This window comes from Streptomyces sp. NPDC051907, assembly GCF_040681075.1.
Taxonomy (GTDB): Bacteria; Actinomycetota; Actinomycetes; order Streptomycetales; family Streptomycetaceae; genus Streptomyces.
Map to the genome: position 1 here is coordinate 1 of NZ_JBFAYB010000056.1, position 15,276 is coordinate 15,276.

The window sequence follows — 15,276 nt, forward strand, 5'->3', positions numbered from 1 at the left end:
CCAGACCGCGCCCGCCCGCACTACCCCGCCGCACGCGCCACCGCGCGGCGCGCCCGCACTCCCCCGCCGCACGCGCCACCCGCGCCGCCCGCACGCGCCACCCGCGCCGCCCCGCCTCAGCCGCGGCGGTCCAGCGCCTCCAGCGCACGTCGCGCCCACCCGTGCGTACGCACGAGCCCGGCCAGCGTCGTCACGCCGCGCGTGATGTCCGCGAACGCCTTCCACGCGGGGCGGAACCCCGTGATCACCGCGTGCAGCAGCCCCGGACGGCGTTCGAAGACGGTGAGCATCCGCCGCCCGACGCCCATCTCCACGCCCAGCCCCGCCTTGATGGCGAACGCGTAGTTCAGCGCCTGCCGACGGGCGTCCACGGCGTCGTGAGCCTCGGAGATCCGCACCGCCCACTCCCCGGCGAGCCGCCCCGACCGCAGCGCGAAGGAGATCCCCTCACGGGTCCACGGCTCGAGCAGCCCCGCCGCGTCCCCGCACACCAGCACCCGGCCGCGCGAGAGCGGCGAGTCGTCGCTGCGGCAGCGGGTCAGATGGCCCGAGGAGACCTCCGCCTCGAATCCGGAGAGTCCCAGACGCGCGATGAAGTCCTCCAAGTAGCGCTTGGTCGCCGTGCCCTCGCCGCGGGCCGAGATCACTCCGACCGTGAGCATGCTGCCCTTGGGGAACACCCAGCCGTAACTCCCGGGCATCGGGCCCCAGTCGATGAGCACCCGTCCGGCCCAGTCCTCCGCCACCGTCGGCGGGACCGGAATCTCCGCCTCGAGCCCGAGGTCCACCTGGTCGAGCTTGACGCCGACGTGCGCTCCTATCCGGCTGGCGCTGCCGTCCGCGCCGACGACCGCCCGCGCCAGCACCCTCTCGCCGTCCGCCAGCACCACCGCGACCGTGCGCCGGTCGGGCACGGCGGGGCCGTGCTGCTCGACGCGGGAGACCGTCGCACCGGTGCGCAGCACCGCGCCGGCCTTCTGCGCGTGCTCGACCAGATGCGCGTCGAAGTCGGCCCGGTTGACGAGCCCGAAGAGCATCCGCTTGGAGCGACGCGTGCGCGCCAGCTTGCCGTTGAGGGAGAACGTGACCGCGTGCACCCTCTCCCGCAGGGGCAGCTCGAAGCCGGGCGGCAGGCTGTCGCGCGAGGGGCCGATGATCCCCCCGCCGCAGGTCTTGTAGCGGGGCAGCTCGGCTTTCTCCAGCAGCAGCACCTGGCGGCCCGCCACCGCCGCCGCGTAGGCGGCGGACGCCCCCGCCGGCCCACCGCCGACCACGACCACGTCCCACACCGGCTCGCCGTGCTCGCCCACGGCGTCTGCGTTCTCGCTGCTCACGATCTGCTTCCGCTCCTGATCCGCGCGTGACCATGTTCTCGACGGCATCCTACGGCGCGGTCGCTTCCAGCCCCGTGGGAGGATCAACCACACCTTCGCCGTACACATATCGCACAACGTCGCACCCACAAGGAGCGTGCCCATGACCGCCCATCCGATCGCCGAGACCGTCGCCTCGCTCATGCCCCGCGCCAAGGCGGAGCTGACGGAGCTGGTGGCCTTCCAATCGGTGGCGGACGAGGCGGTGGCGCCCCGCAGCGAGTGCGAGGGCGCCGCGCGGTGGGTGGCGGACGCCCTGCGCGCCGAAGGGTTCGAGGACGTCGCGCTCCTGGACACCCCTGACGGCTCGCAGTCGGTGTACGGACTGCTCCCCGGCCCCGAGGGCGCGCCGACCGTCCTGCTCTACGCCCACTACGACGTGCAGCCGAAGCTGGACGAGTCCGCGTGGCTGACTCCGCCGTTCGAGCTGACCGAGCGGGACGGCCGCTGGTACGGCCGCGGCGCCGCCGACTGCAAGGGCGGGTTCATCATGCATCTGCTCGCCCTGCGCGCCCTGAAGGCCAACGGCGGCGTCCCCGTCTCCGTGAAGGTGATCGTGGAGGGCTCGGAGGAGCAGGGCACCGGCGGTCTGGAGCGGTACGCCGAGGCGCACCCGGCGCTGCTGGCCGCCGACGCCGTCGTGATCGGCGACACCGGCAACTTCCGCGTCGGCCTGCCGACGGTGACGGCGACCCTCCGCGGCATGACCATGATCCGCGTGCAGATCGACACCCTCGAGGGCAACTTGCACTCCGGCCAGTTCGGCGGGGCCGCGCCCGACGCGCTCGCGGCGCTCATCCGCGTACTGGACTCGATGCGGGCCGAGGACGGCTCGACGGTGATCGACGGAATCCCCGCGGACGCGCGGTGGGAGGGACTCCAGTACCCGGAGGGCGAGTTCCGCAAGGACGCCAAGGTCCTCGACGGCGTCGGCCTGACGGGCGGGGGCACGGTCGCCGACCGTATCTGGGCCCGCCCGGCCGTCACCGTCGTCGGCATCGACTGCCACCCGGTGGCCGGCGCGACGCCGTCCATCCCGGCCAGCGCCCGGGCCCAGATCAGCCTGCGGGTGCCGCCCGGCCAGGACGCGGCGGAGGCGACGAAGCTGCTGTTCGCCCACATCGAGAAGCACACGCCGTGGAACGCGCGGGTGTCGCTGGAGCAGGTCGGCCAGGGCCAGCCGTTCCAGGCGGACGTCACCAGCCCGGCGTACACCTCGATGGCCGAGGCGATGGCGGTGGCGTACCCGGGCGAGGAGATGCAGGCCTCGGGCATGGGCGGCTCGATCCCGCTGTGCAACACCCTCGCGGCCCTCTACCCCGAGGCGGAGATCCTGCTGATCGGTCTGAGCGAGCCGGACGCGCAGATCCACGCGGTGAACGAGTCCGTCTCGCCCGAGGAGCTGGAGCGGCTGTCGGTCGCCGAGGCGCTGTTCCTGGTCAACTACGCCCAGTCGAAGAAGGCCTGACACCGATCCGCACCAGCGGCCCGTGGGCGCTCAGCCGGCATTCGCCGGTGGCGTAGATCCGTGCGGCGAGCGCACGCCGATGCGTACGTTCGCCGCATGGACTTCGTCGAGGTGCTCCCTCAGCTGCATATGTTCCGCTTCCCGATCGGCCAGGCGTATCTGTGGCGCGACGGGGACGAGCTGACCCTGGTCGACGCGGGCAACCCGGACTCCGCCCCCGCGATCGAGAAGGCGATACGGGGCGCGGGCCTGGACCCGGCCGGCATCCGCCGGATCGTGCTGACCCACTGCCACCGCGACCATGTGGGCGCGGCCCAGGAGCTGGCCGACCGGTACGGCGCCGAGGTGATGGCGCACCGCCTCGACGCCCCGGTCGTCCGCGGCGAGCAGCCGACGCCCGAGCCCGTACTGCTGGACTGGGAGATTCCGCTGTACGAGCACGGGCTCACCGTCCCTCCGGCCCCGCCCACCCGCGTCGACCGCGAGCTGGCGGACGGCGACGAGCTGGGCTTCGGCGACGGGGCCCGTGTCGTCCACTCCCCCGGCCACACGGATGGCTCCATCGGCGTCCATCTCCCGCGCCACGGCGTGCTGTTCACGGGCGACTGCGTGGCGGGCGTGGGCCAGGTGATGCTGGGCGTGTTCAACGTCGACCGGGCGCAGGCTCGGCTCTCCATGCGCCGGCTCGCCTCGCTCGCCCCGTCGACCGTCTGCTTCGGGCACGGCGATCCGCTCACCGAGAACGCGGCGGCCGTGCTCGCCGCGTCAGCCGACGGGTACGCCGGCCTCTAGGTTGAGCACGGTTCCGCGCTCGCGGGCCCGCAGGGCCCAGCGCAGCCGCTCATAGCGGTTGGGCGGCAGCAGATCGGCTGCCTCCTGCTCGCTGGCGAACCGCCAGCCTCGCAGCTCCGACCCGGGCAGCAGCACGCTCGACGCCCGCGCGCCGTACAGCAGGCCGCCGTCGAAGAGCAGCCGGAGGCCGCCGTAGCCCGGCGGCCTCGGCGGCTCCCAGTCGACCACCAACAGCTTCGGCACCTCCTCCAGTTCGATGCCCAGCTCCTCGGCGACCTCGCGCATCCCGGCCCGCGCGGGCGCCTCGCCCCGCTCCACCACTCCGCCGGGGAACTCCCACCCCGGCTTGTAGGTCGGGTCGACCAGGAGCACCCGGTCCTGCTCGTCGAAGATCAGCACGCCCGCGGCGAGCGTCTCGGCGCTCGGCTCGGGCGTCTGGACGATCTCGCAGGCGGCGGCCTCGCCGGTCCGCACCGCCTCGGCGATCAGCTGCGCCGTCTCCTTGGGGTCGAGCCGGCTGGTGTCGACGACGTGCGCGTCGCCGGCGATCCAGCCGAGCGCGGTCCGGTACGGCTCGATGTGGTCGTATGCCCACTGCCGCACCCGCTGGTCGGCGTCGGGGACGTCCGGCTCCTCGCGGGCGGCTATTCGCCCGCGCAGGATCGTTTCATCTGGACGCAGCAGAACATGCCTCACCGGAATGCGGCGAGAGGCGAGGCCGCCGAAGATCTCGTCGCGGTACTCCTGGCGCAGCAGCGTCATGGGGACCACGAGCACTCCGCCGAGCTCGGCGAGGAGCGCGGCGGCCGTGTCGACGACGAGCCGTCGCCAGATCGGCAGGTCCTGATAGTCGCTCACCTCGGCGAAACGCTTCTGCGGAAGCAGGTAACGCAGTTGCCCGCCGATCAGCTCCGGGTCGTAGAACGTGCTGTTCGGGATCAGATCGATCAGTTCGCGCGCGGTACTGGTCTTGCCCGCTCCGAACGCACCGTTGATCCAGACGATCACGGTTCCCCCTCTTCCGTAGCCCACAGTGGATTGCCCGCAACACCCTGCCACGGAAACCCGTGTCCGGAACCGGTCGGCTGATCGCGGACACAACTGTGGCCGTGCTGTTGCCGCTTCGCCGCACTGCGCGAGGTCTCCCGCGCGTCTGGCCGAGTGGGACGGATGCGTCGGGCGCGCGGCGGGGACGGGGGCGGAGGGGGTGCGCCCGGGCGGCCCGGCCGGACCGTGACACGCGGGCCCGGAGCGTCGTTGGAGCGTCGTGGGAGCGGATGCGGAAGAGGAATGAGGGGGTGCGCGATGCGCCGTACGGTGTTGGAGAGGTTCCCCGCCGGGGGGCCGCGCGGCAGCTGGCCTGCCGAGGAGTTCGCCCGGGCCCGACGAGACGAGGGGGTCGCGGCGGAGGTCGTGATGGACCTGGACTCGGACGCGTTCTTGGTGGTCGTGCCACAGCAGACGGCCGACTCGGTCCACTGAGCCCGGCTCGGCCGGGCTCAGGCCTCGTCGGCCGTCGGTCAGCTGCTGCTCAGCCCTTGGTGGAGCCGAGGGTGAGTCCTGCGATGAAGTGCCGCTGGAGCAGCAGGAAGACGATCAGGGTGGGCAGCGCGACGATCACCGACCCGGCCGCCAGCAGGTTGTAGTCGGTAAAAAATTGGCCGCGGAGGTTGTTGAGCGCCGAGGTGATGGGGAGCTTGTCGCCGTCGGAGATGAACACGAGCGCCCAGAGGAAGTCGTTGTACATCCAGGTGAACTGGAGCGTGCCGAGCGCCGCGAGGGCGGGGCGGCACAGCGGCAGCGTGATGCGCCAGTACTGCGTCCACACCCCCGCGCCGTCCACGATCGCCGCCTCGAGGATCTCCCCCGGCAGGGTCCGCATGAAGTTGGCGAGCACGAAGACGCAGAACCCGATCTGGAAGCCGACCTGGACCGCGACGATCGACCAGTACGAGTCGAACATGGTCATCGAGTCGGACATCCAGTACGGCAGCGGGATGCGGTTGAACAGCACGTACAGCGGGGTGACGATGACCTGCTGGGGCAGCAGATTGCCCGCCGTGAACAGCATCAGCAGCACGATCGAGCCGCGCATCTGCAGCCGCGCCACCGCGAAGGCGACGAACGAGGCGAAGAAGAGGGTCACCAGGACCCCGGGCACCGCGATGATGAGGGTGTTGACGAAGTACTTCGTCATCTCCGCGTCGCTGAAGGCCTGTCGGTAGTAGTCGAAGGAGAGGTTCTTCGGCAGCGAGAAGTACCCGTGCTCGGACGTCTCGTCGTACGGCCTGAGCGAGGCGTACACCGCGAGCAGCAGCGGCGCGAGGAACGCCAGCGAGACGGTCATCAAGAACGCGTGCACCCCGATGCGGCCGGGGCGCAGACCGCGGCGGCCCGGCGGCGGCGCGGACGGCGCGGCGGCGGGGGGCGCGGAGGATGCGGCGGGGGCGGTGTCGAGGCTCATCGGTTCTTCTCCCCACGGATCTCCTGGACCAGATACGTCACGACGAATCCCATGGAGACGAGCAGTAGGACGACGGCGATCGCCGAGCCGAATCCGATCCGGCTGGCCTCGCCGATGATGTTGTCGGTGACCAGGACGGAGAGCAGCTCGAGGCCGTTCCTGCCCTTGTTGACGGCGTAGACGATGTCGAAGGCGCGCAGCGCCTCGATGACGGTGATGACGCCGACGATGACGTTGACGGGCCGCAGCGTCGGGAAGATCACGCGGAAGAAGGTCTGCCGCTCGCTCGCCCCGTCGATGGAGGCGGCTTCCTTGAGCGAGGGATCGACGGCCTTGAGGCCGGCCAAGTAGAGGATCATGACATAGCCGGTGTGCCGCCAGGCGGCGGCCAGCAGGATCATCCAGATGTTCAGGTCCGGGTCGCCGAGCCAGTCGGTGGGGTTCTGGGTGTCCCCGAGGATCGCGTTGAGCGCGCCCTGGTCGCGGGAGAAGATCAGCTGGGCGATGAAGCCGACGACGGCGAGCGAGAGCACCACCGGCATATAGAGCGTCGACTGGTAGAAGCGGCTGAAGCGGACGCCGCGGTCGATCAGCACCGCGAGCAGCAGGCCGAACGGCGTGGCGATCAGCCCCAGGAAGGCCAGCCACAGCAGATTGTGCCGGGCGGCCGGCCAGAAGGCCGGGTAGTTGGTGAAGAGGTTCTCGTAGTTCTCGGTGCCGACCCAGGAGATGTCGCCGATGCCGTCCCAGCTGGTGAAGGAGAGCACGATGGAGGCGAGGGTCGGTCCCCAGACGATGACGACGTCGAGCAGGACCGGGATGCCGAGCAGCACGCCGATCACGGCGAGATCGCAACGGGTGAACCGCCGCGGCCCACGTCGCGCGGCGCGCCGTGCGGCGCTCCCGCTCGATCCCACCGCAGTGTCCTTCGAGTCGCCCCCAGCGACCTGCGGTTCTGGCTGGGGGCCGGGGGGTCGTCCCCCGGGAGAGTGCAGCAGCGGCACGGTGGATCGCTCCAAGTTCGTCGTTCGTCTCGGCCGGCGTGGCGGTCGTCTCGCCGCCGGTGCCTTGTTCAGCTCGCGGCCGGGGTCATGGCCGGCTCTCAGCCGGGCTCATGGTCGGCCGGCGCGCCCCCGTCGGGGCGGCTCGCGCAGAGCGGGGCCCGGGGTCAGTCGGAGGCGAAGATCGTCTTCTTCTGCCGCTCGATGCCGTTGACCAGCCCGTCCACGTCCTTGGGGTTGTTGATGAAGCTCTGAATGGCCGGGATCATCACCGTCGAGGAGAAGTCGGGCCGGGTGTCGCGGTCCAGGAACTGCGAGATCTGCTTCGCGCCGGAGACCAGTTCGACGGCCTTCTTCTGGATCGGCGTGTACTTCGAGGTGTCCGCCTGGTCGCTGACCGCGATGTTGTTGGGGTCGCTGGCGAGGTAGATGTCCTCCGCCTTGCCGGTGGCCAGCCACTTCAGCAGATCCTTGGCGCTCTCCATGTTCTTGTCCTGCTTGAGGCTCTTGGACTTCTTCGCCAGCAGGAAGCCGTCGATGGGCGCCTCGACCGCGTCCTGGCCGTGCTCGGGGTTGATCACCGGGAACGGGAAGAAGTCGAGGTCGGCCTGCTCGGCCTTGGGGAACTGCGCGCCGGGGTGCGGCAGTCCGAAGACCGCCATGCCCGTCTCCTTCTTCTGCAGGCTGGTGGCGGCCTCCTGCCAGGTACGGCCGTTGGCGCCGGGCTGGCAGTACGGGAGGAGGCTGCGCCAGGTGTCGAAGACCTGCTTGACGCGCTTGTCGGTCCACGCCTCCTCGCCGGCCATCAGGTTCTTGTGGAACTCGTAGCCGTTGCTCCGCATGTTGATGTAGTCGAACGTGCCCATGGCGGGCCAGCCGTCCTTGTCGCAGAAGGCGATCGGGACCAGCTTGTCCTTCTGCATCTGCCGGGCGAGGGCGATGTACTCGTCGAGGGTCTTGGGCGCGGTGTAGCCGTGCTGCTGGAAGACGCTCCTGCGGTGGAAGACCGCCCACGGGTAGTAGTAGTACGGCGTGAGGTACTGCTTGCCGTCCTCGCCGGTGGACTGGGCCTTCAGGGCCGGCGAGAAGCCCTTGTAGGACTGCCAGTTGTCGCTGATGTCGTACAGCAGCCCCTTCTTGGCGAAGAACTGCATGCGGTAGCCCGCGAACCACATGAAGACGTCGTCCGGCTTGCCCTGCAGATAGCGGTTGATGTTCTCCTGGAAGGTGTTGTGGTCGACGGTGTTGACCTTGACCTTCCGGCCTTCCTTGGACTGCTCGGCGTAGGCGTCGAACGCGTCGGCGAACGCCTTCTTCGGCACCGGGTCGGAGGAGTTGGACCCCAGGGTGACGGTCTTGCCGTCGCCGCCCGGTCCGGATCCGCAGGCGGCGAGCAGCGAGGGCAGCGTGATCGCGCCCGCGCCCACGGCAGCGCCCCGCAGAAGACTCCGACGGGACATCCGATGTCCTGCAACGCTCCCTGGCGCCGCGGAGCCGTTGATCGATGACTGTGCCATGTCCACTCCTCGGTGAAAAAAACCACCACAACCGAACGCGAGGATTGGATCTCACATCCGAAAAGGGGGGTCGTCAAGGGTTTTGGCAAGACTTCGAGCAACCGTTACCGCATCTCTTCCAACAGACTCCAACACTGCCTACCGAAAACGCTCGTCGGTGACGCATGGATGACATCATCAGAAAATACGTGAATGGGGAGGAGGTGCGTGATGGGTCATATTCCCACCCGTACCACCCGCTCGGGAGTCGTCGGATCGCTGACGGGGGGATTTCGGGAGGGTCGGGGCGGCGGTGCGGTCGTCGCGCGGCGGTAGGTGCGCGGCGGGGCGGGCGCTCGCGGGGAGGCGGGCACGCGGGAAGGGCGGTCTGGCCGACGCGGCTTGGGCAGGCGCGACGGATGGCCACGGGATCGCGGCGCGCCGGGCACGCAAGAAGGGCGGCTTGGCAGCCGCAGGGCCAGCATCGGAGCCGTCCAGGCCCCGCGGGCTCGCGCAGTCGCGACCGCGAGCCGTGCGCTCGCCGCACGCCGGCCACGCGAGACGGCTGGCTCGGCAGATGCAAGGCCGGCATCGGAGCCGTCCGGGCCCCGCGGGCTCGCGCAGGCGCGACGCGGCCAAGCGCTCGCGGCGCGGCAGACACGCGAGAAGAACGGTCCGGCAGACGCGGGTTGGACGGCGGGACGGATGGCCACGGGATCGCGGCGCGGCGGGCACCTAAGAAGGGCGGCTCGGCAGACGCGGACCGGGGCGGGACCGCCCCAGGCTCGGCGGGCCCGAGGCGGCTCGGCTGCGGGCCATGCGCCCGCCGCGCACCTGGCTCACGAGAAGGGCGGCCCGGTGGGCGCAAGGCCGAATCGGAGCCCTCCGGGCCCCGCAGGCCCGGGCAGGCTCGACGGCGAGCCGTGCGCCGCTGCACGGTCGGCACGCGCGAAGGGCGGTCTGACAGACGCGGCTTGGGCAGGCGCGACGGATGGGCTGCGGGATCGCGGCTCGCCAGGCTCGCACGAAGGGCGGCTCGACAGACGCAAGGCCGAGTCAGGACTGTCCGGGCCCCTGGGCTCGCGCGGGCGCGACGGCGAGCCGTGCGCTCGGCGCACGCTGGGGACGCGCGAAGGGCCGTCTGGCAGACGCGGATTGGGCAGGCGCGACAGTTGGTCGCGGGATCAGCGCTGACGGGCCGGTTGACGGCCGGGGAGATGTCCGCGGCTCGTGGCGGCCGTCGACCCACGGGCCGGGACGTCACGCAGCCGCAAGCCGGGGTCAGGCCACCCGTGCCGCGCGGGCGTCGCGGGCCAGCAGGGCCGCTGCCGCCGCGCCCACCAGGCCCGCGTCCGTGCCGGTTCGGGCGGGGGCGATGGTCAGTCGCTGGACGAAGGAGAGCGTGGCGTACTCGCGCAGGGACCGCCGCAGGGGCGTGAACAGGACGTCGCCCGCGCCCGCCACTCCCCCGCCGATGACCGCGATCTCGATCTCGACGAGCGTCGCGGTGGCCGCGATGCCCGCGGCCAGCGCCTGCGCGGCGCGTTCGAAGGAGGCGACGGCCACGGGGTGGCCCGCGCGCGCCGCGGCGGCCACCGCGGCGGCCGAGGCGTCGCCGTCGGGGCCAGGCTGCCAGCCGCCCTCCAGCGCCCGGCGCGCGATGTTGGGGCCGCTGGCGATCCGCTCCACACAGCCGCGCCCGCCGCAGGGGCACAGGTCGCCGTCGAGGTCCACGCTGATATGGCCGATGTGCCCGGCGTTGCCGGTCGGGCCCGGGCGGACCTTCCCGCCGAGGACGAGTCCGCCGCCGACGCCGGTGGAGACCACCATGCACAGGGCGTTGTCGTAGCCGCGGGCCGCGCCCTGCCAGTGCTCCGCCGCGGTCATCGCGACCCCGTCGCCGACCAGCTCGACGGGCAGCCCGCCGACCGCCTCGCGCACCCGCGCGACCAGCGGAAAGCCGCGCCAGCCGGGGACGTTGACCGGGCTGACCGTGCCCGCGGAGGCGTCGACCGGCCCCGCGCTGCCGATGCCGACGGCCGAGGCGCTCGCCCAGAGCGGAGAGGCGGCGAGCTCGGCGAGGACCGCCTCGACGGCGCGCATCACCGTCTCGCCGTCCTCCTGCGCGGGGGTCGGGCGCTGCGCCCGCAGAAGAATCCTTCCGCCGCTGTCCACCAACGCGCCGGCGATCTTGGTGCCGCCGACGTCGAGCGCGGCGACGAGGTCGTTATGCATCGGTGTGGGATCCCCCGGAGAGCTGTCGGACCTGCGTATTCGATAACAGTCTCCATTCCCCTGACAACGTTGTCCAGGGCCTATGCTCGACGCCACACGCTTGCATACCGCTATAGACCCCCCGAGCACGCTCCGACGACGACAGGACAGCGCACAGTGGCCGAGACCGACCGTCTTCCGCCTTCGCCGGTTCGGCCCAGAGGGCCGGAGCCGCGCTACGGCAATCGGCCCACCATGAAGGACGTCGCCGCGCGCGCCGGCGTGGGCTTGAAAACGGTCTCGCGAGTGGTCAACGGCGAGCCTGGGGTGACCCCCGATACCGAGCGCAGGGTCCAGGAGGCCATCGAGTTCCTGGGCTTCCGCCGCAACGACAGCGCGCGCGTCCTGCGCAAGGGCCGGACCGCCTCCATCGGGCTGGTCCTGGAGGACCTCGCCGACCCGTTCTACGGCCCCCTGAGCCGCGCCGTCGAGGAGGTCGCCCGCGCCCATGGCGCCCTGCTGATCAACGGCTCCAGCGCCGAGGACCCCGAGCGGGAGCAGGAGCTGGTGCTGGCCCTGTGCGCGCGGCGGGTCGACGGGCTGATCGTGATTCCCGCGGGCCGCGACCACCGCTACCTCGAGCCGGAGATCAAGGCGGGCATAGCGACGGTCTTCGTCGACCGTCCGGCCGGGCAGATCGACGCGGACGTCGTGCTCTCCGACAGCTTCGGCGGCGCTCGCGCGGGCGTGGCCCATCTGATCGCGCACGGCCACCGCAGGATCGGCTTCATCGGCGACCAGCCGCGCATCCACACGGCCGTCGAGCGTCTGCGCGGCTACCGCGCCGCTATGGAGGACGCCGAGCTCGCGGTGGACGACGCCTGGGTCTCGCTCGGCTCCACGGACCCGGCGCGGGTGCGGGAGGCCGTGGAGACGATGCTGGACAGCTCCGAGCCGGTGACCGCGATCTTCGCGGGCAACAACCGGGTGACGGTGACGGCGGTGCGGGTCCTGGCGGAGCGCGAGCGTCCGGTGGCCCTGGTCGGGTTCGACGACATCGAGCTCGCCGATCTGCTGGGCATCACGGTCATCGCGCAGGACGCGGCGGCGCTCGGCCGCACCGCCGCGGAGCGGCTGTTCCGACGGCTGGACGGCGTGAACGACGCGCCGACGCAGACGGCTCTGGAGACGGTTCTCATCCCGCGCGGCTCCGGCGAACTGCCCCCGCCGCCGCACTAGTCGCACTCGTCGCGCCGGGCTCCGGCCGGCCGCGCCAGGCTCGTCTCGGCCGACCGGCCGACGCCCTGCGGGCCGTCTGACGAACGCCCCGGGGCCGTCCGTACCCGCGCCGCGACCGCGCCCGTCCCGCCCGTCAGCAGATGGGCAGGCCGGGCAGCGGCTTGTCGTTGCCGCCGCCCTTGATGTAGACGACGCTGACGAACACATTGGTGTTGCCGGTGTCGTCGTCCGTCTTCGCCCACCAGACGTTCGTCCACTGGCCGGAGGTCTCGCGACGGCCGAGATTCTGCTGGCAGTAGAAGTAGCTGGGCCCCGTGTTCAGCGTGCCCTTCCGTACACCCGACGCGGTGTACGAGCTCGCGGCGCGCCACACCTGGCAGGTGAACTTGCCCGCGTTGGCGTGGCAGACGGGCCGGGCGGCAGGGTCGGAGCCGGCGCCCTTGTCCGTGTCCTTGGCCTTGTCCGCAGGCTTCTTGCCCGTTTTCCTGCCCGGCTTCTTCTGGTCGCCGGTTGCGGGCTTGCTCGCCCTGTCGGACGGGCTCGTGGCGTCTCCCGCGAGCTCGGCGTCGCTCGTGCCGTCTCGGTCGACGAGGGCGTACGTCACGCCTCCGCCCGCGAGCAGCACGGCGGCCACCCCCGCGGCGATCAGCGTCCTGGCCCGGCTGCGCCGGGCGGGCGCGGTGCTGCTCGCGGGCGCAGACGCCTGCCCCGTCGACGCGCCGAGGCCCTCCGGCTGGTGCGGCGCGGCGTTGAGCACCGTCGGCACCCATGTCGCGGCCGCCGGAACGTGCGCAGCGGAGTCCAGGTGCACGGTGGACGCGCCGTCCGTGTCCTCGCCGGCGGCGACCGCCGCGAGCAGCCGCGCCGCCGTCTCCGCGTCGGGGCGCCGCGTGGGGTCCTTGTGCATCAGCTGCTGCAGTACGGGCCCGAGCGCGCCGGCCCGCTGCGGCTCGGGCAGCGGGTCCGCGACGATCGCGGTCAGCGTGGACCAGGTGGAGGTACGGCGGAAGGGGGACGAGCCGACCACCGCGGCGTACAGCGTGGCGCCCAGCGCCCAGATGTCGGAGGCGGGCCCGGGCTCGGTGCCCTGGGCCCGCTCGGGGGCCAGGTAGTCCAGCGAGCCGACCAGTTCGCCGCTGCGCGTCAGACGGGTGGTGGAGCCGTCGCCCGGGTCGTCCATCGCCGCGATGCCGAAGTCGGTGAGCACGACCCGGCCGCCGCGGTCCAGCAGCACGTTGCCGGGCTTGACGTCGCGGTGCAGGACTCCGACGCTGTGGGCCGCGCCGAGCGCCTCCATCACCTTGGCGCCGATGCCGGCGACCTCGCGCGCGTCCATGACGCCGTGCTCGCGCAGCACGTCGTCGAGCGAGGGGCCGTCGATCAGCTCCATGACGATGACGGGGCGGCCGTGGTGCTCGGCGACGTCGTGGACGGCGATGACCCCGGGGTGGCGCACCCGCGCGGCGGCGCGGGCCTCGCGCTTCATCCGCACGGTCAGGGCGGCCAGTTCGGGCCCCGAGGAGTCGGTGTAGGTGCGCAGCTCCTTGACGGCGACCTCGCGGCCGAGCACCTCGTCGAGGGCGCGCCAGACGATGCCCATGCCCCCGCGGCCCAGTCGTCCGATCACCCGGTATCGGCCGGCGAGCCGTTCGTTCTCCCCCGAAGACACCGCTGCCCCGTTCCTGTATCACGACCGTTGTCGCGTACAGGGTACGGGGCAGCGCGACGGCTCTGCCGTCTGTTGCCGGGCTGTGGACCTGCCAGGCGGCAGGCCCGGTGCGGGTCCTACTTCGCCGTGGCCGTGAGGTCGCCGCGGCGCGGCGAGGCGAACGCGTCGAGGTCCGCGCGGGTGAGGCCGCTGAGCCGGGCGACCTCGGCGGTGTCGAGGGCGCCGCAGTCGATGCCGCGCAGCAGGTAGCCGCTGAGGGCCTTGGCGGTGGCGGGCTCGTCCATGACGTCGCCGCCCGCGTGGTTGGCGTACGCGGACAGGCGGGCGGCGGCCTGCTCGAAGCCCTCGCGGTAGAAGGCGAAGACGGCGGCGTAGCGGGTGGGCAGATGGCCGGGGTGCATGTCCCAGCCCTGGTAGTAGGCGCGGGCCAGGGCGCGGCGGGTCAGCCCGTAGTGCAGCCGCCAGGCGTCGTGCACCTTCTGCGTCGTGCCGACGGGCAGGACGTTGGTGGAGCCGTCGGAGACGCGTACGCCGGTGCCGGCTGCGGCGACCTGCATGATCGCCTTGGCGTGGTCGGCGGCGGGGTGGTCGCTGGCCTGGTACGCGGCGCTGACGCCGAGGCAGGCGCTGTAGTCGAAGGTGCCGTAGTGCAGTCCGGTGGCGCGGCCCTCGGCCGCGTCGATCATCCGGGCCACGGCGGCGGTGCCGTCGGCGGCGAGGATGGACTGGCTGGTCTCGATCTGGATCTCGAAGCCGATCCGGCCGGCGTCCAGGCCGCGCGCCTTCTCGAAGGCCTCGAGGAGCCGGACGAACGCCGCGACCTGCTCGGGGTAGGTGACCTTGGGGAGGGTGAGCACAAGGCCGTCGGGCAGGCCGCCGGCCTCGATCAGCCCGGTGAGGAAGACGTCGAGCGTGCGGATGCCCCGGTCCCGTACGGCGGCTTCCATGCATTTCATGCGGATGCCCATGTAGGGGGCCGCGGTGCCGTCGGCGTACGCCTCGGCGATCAGGCGGGCGGCGCGGGCCGCGTGCGCGTCCTCCGCCTCGTCGCCGCGGCCGCCGTAGCCGTCCTCGAAGTCGACGCGCAGGTCTTCAATCGGCTCGCGCTCCAGCTTGGCGCGCACGCGCTCGTACACCGGGCCCGCGAGCTCGTCGGAGAGGCCGAGGACGGCCGCGAGGGCGGCGGCGTCGGGGGCGTGCTCGTCGAGGGCCGCCAGCGCCTGGTCGCCCCAGGAGCGGATGGTGCCGGGCGCGAAGACGTCGCCGGGCACATAGACGGTGTGGACGGGCTGGCGGGTGCCGGGGTCTCCCGGGTAGCGGCGGGCGAGCTCCGCGTCCACCGGTGCGAGGGAGGCGCTGATGCCCTCGCTGACCGCGCCTGCGAGGCTTGTCGCCACCTTCTCCTGCTGACCCATCCCTGCACCCTCCGCACGTCTGGCGTTTCCGCTTCCCGGAATCAACAATCCGTATAGTGAAGTTAATAGGCGCCCGCGACCTGCGTCAATGGTCGCCCCGAACAGGCCGGGGCGGGGGGGGGGGGGGGGGCGCCCGCGCCCCCCG

General features: G+C 72.1%; 12 protein-coding genes. 4 read left to right on the top strand and 8 right to left on the bottom strand.

Annotated features, from left to right (window positions below):
• Positions 1-116: 116 nt before the first annotated feature.
• Positions 117-1,334 (bottom strand): geranylgeranyl reductase family protein, encoded by a 1,218-nt coding sequence (locus AB0M39_RS25935; protein WP_365368290.1) that lies wholly within the window; start codon positions 1,332-1,334, stop codon positions 117-119.
• A 142-nt stretch (positions 1,335-1,476) separates the two neighbouring features.
• Between AB0M39_RS25935 and AB0M39_RS25940 the strand changes: the two genes are divergently transcribed.
• On the top strand, positions 1,477-2,841 hold the full coding sequence (locus tag AB0M39_RS25940) for a dipeptidase (RefSeq protein ID WP_365368291.1): 1,365 nt from the start codon (positions 1,477-1,479) through the stop codon (positions 2,839-2,841).
• Between the two features lie 96 nt (positions 2,842-2,937).
• Complete coding sequence (locus AB0M39_RS25945) at positions 2,938-3,633, top strand: MBL fold metallo-hydrolase (protein WP_365368292.1); 696 nt, start codon at positions 2,938-2,940, stop codon at positions 3,631-3,633.
• Here AB0M39_RS25945 and AB0M39_RS25950 read toward each other — a convergent pair.
• Positions 3,607-4,641 carry an NUDIX domain-containing protein gene (locus AB0M39_RS25950; protein WP_365368293.1) on the bottom strand — a complete coding sequence of 345 codons (1,035 nt, stop codon included), beginning with the start codon at positions 4,639-4,641 and terminating at the stop codon, positions 3,607-3,609. The genes AB0M39_RS25945 and AB0M39_RS25950 overlap by 27 nt on opposite strands.
• Before the next feature lie 297 nt (positions 4,642-4,938).
• Here AB0M39_RS25950 and AB0M39_RS25955 point away from each other — a divergent pair, with 297 nt between their 5' ends.
• Positions 4,939-5,115 (top strand): hypothetical protein, encoded by a 177-nt coding sequence (locus tag AB0M39_RS25955; RefSeq protein ID WP_365368294.1) that lies wholly within the window; start codon positions 4,939-4,941, stop codon positions 5,113-5,115.
• 49 nt (positions 5,116-5,164) lie between these two features.
• On the opposite strand, the gene AB0M39_RS25960 is transcribed toward AB0M39_RS25955, so the two are convergent.
• The 4 genes from AB0M39_RS25960 to AB0M39_RS25975 form a co-directional block, all read right to left on the bottom strand.
• Complete coding sequence (locus tag AB0M39_RS25960) at positions 5,165-6,097, bottom strand: carbohydrate ABC transporter permease (RefSeq protein WP_365368295.1); 933 nt, start codon at positions 6,095-6,097, stop codon at positions 5,165-5,167.
• The gene (locus tag AB0M39_RS25965; protein WP_365368296.1) at positions 6,094-7,014 is read right to left on the bottom strand and encodes a sugar ABC transporter permease; all 921 of its coding nucleotides are present in this window, start codon (positions 7,012-7,014) and stop codon (positions 6,094-6,096) included. The genes AB0M39_RS25960 and AB0M39_RS25965 overlap by 4 nt, the downstream gene beginning before the upstream one ends.
• A 251-nt stretch (positions 7,015-7,265) precedes the next feature.
• Complete coding sequence (locus AB0M39_RS25970; RefSeq protein ID WP_365368297.1) at positions 7,266-8,558, bottom strand: ABC transporter substrate-binding protein; 1,293 nt, start codon at positions 8,556-8,558, stop codon at positions 7,266-7,268.
• Positions 8,559-9,875: 1,317 nt separating this feature from the next.
• On the bottom strand, positions 9,876-10,829 hold the full coding sequence (locus tag AB0M39_RS25975; protein WP_365368298.1) for an ROK family protein: 954 nt from the start codon (positions 10,827-10,829) through the stop codon (positions 9,876-9,878).
• A gap of 234 nt (positions 10,830-11,063) precedes the next feature.
• Here AB0M39_RS25975 and AB0M39_RS25980 point away from each other — a divergent pair, with 234 nt between their 5' ends.
• Positions 11,064-12,047, top strand: coding sequence for a LacI family DNA-binding transcriptional regulator (locus AB0M39_RS25980; RefSeq protein WP_365368299.1), 984 nt, complete (start codon positions 11,064-11,066; stop codon positions 12,045-12,047).
• A 133-nt stretch (positions 12,048-12,180) separates the two neighbouring features.
• Here AB0M39_RS25980 and AB0M39_RS25985 read toward each other — a convergent pair whose 3' ends face one another.
• Both AB0M39_RS25985 and AB0M39_RS25990 read right to left on the bottom strand, forming a co-directional pair.
• Positions 12,181-13,716: a serine/threonine-protein kinase gene (locus tag AB0M39_RS25985; protein ID WP_365368300.1), complete on the bottom strand. Its 1,536-nt coding sequence runs from the start codon at positions 13,714-13,716 to the stop codon at positions 12,181-12,183.
• A gap of 116 nt (positions 13,717-13,832) precedes the next feature.
• On the bottom strand, positions 13,833-15,131 hold the full coding sequence (locus tag AB0M39_RS25990) for an aldolase/citrate lyase family protein (protein WP_365368301.1): 1,299 nt from the start codon (positions 15,129-15,131) through the stop codon (positions 13,833-13,835).
• Between the last annotated feature and the right edge of the window lie 145 nt (positions 15,132-15,276).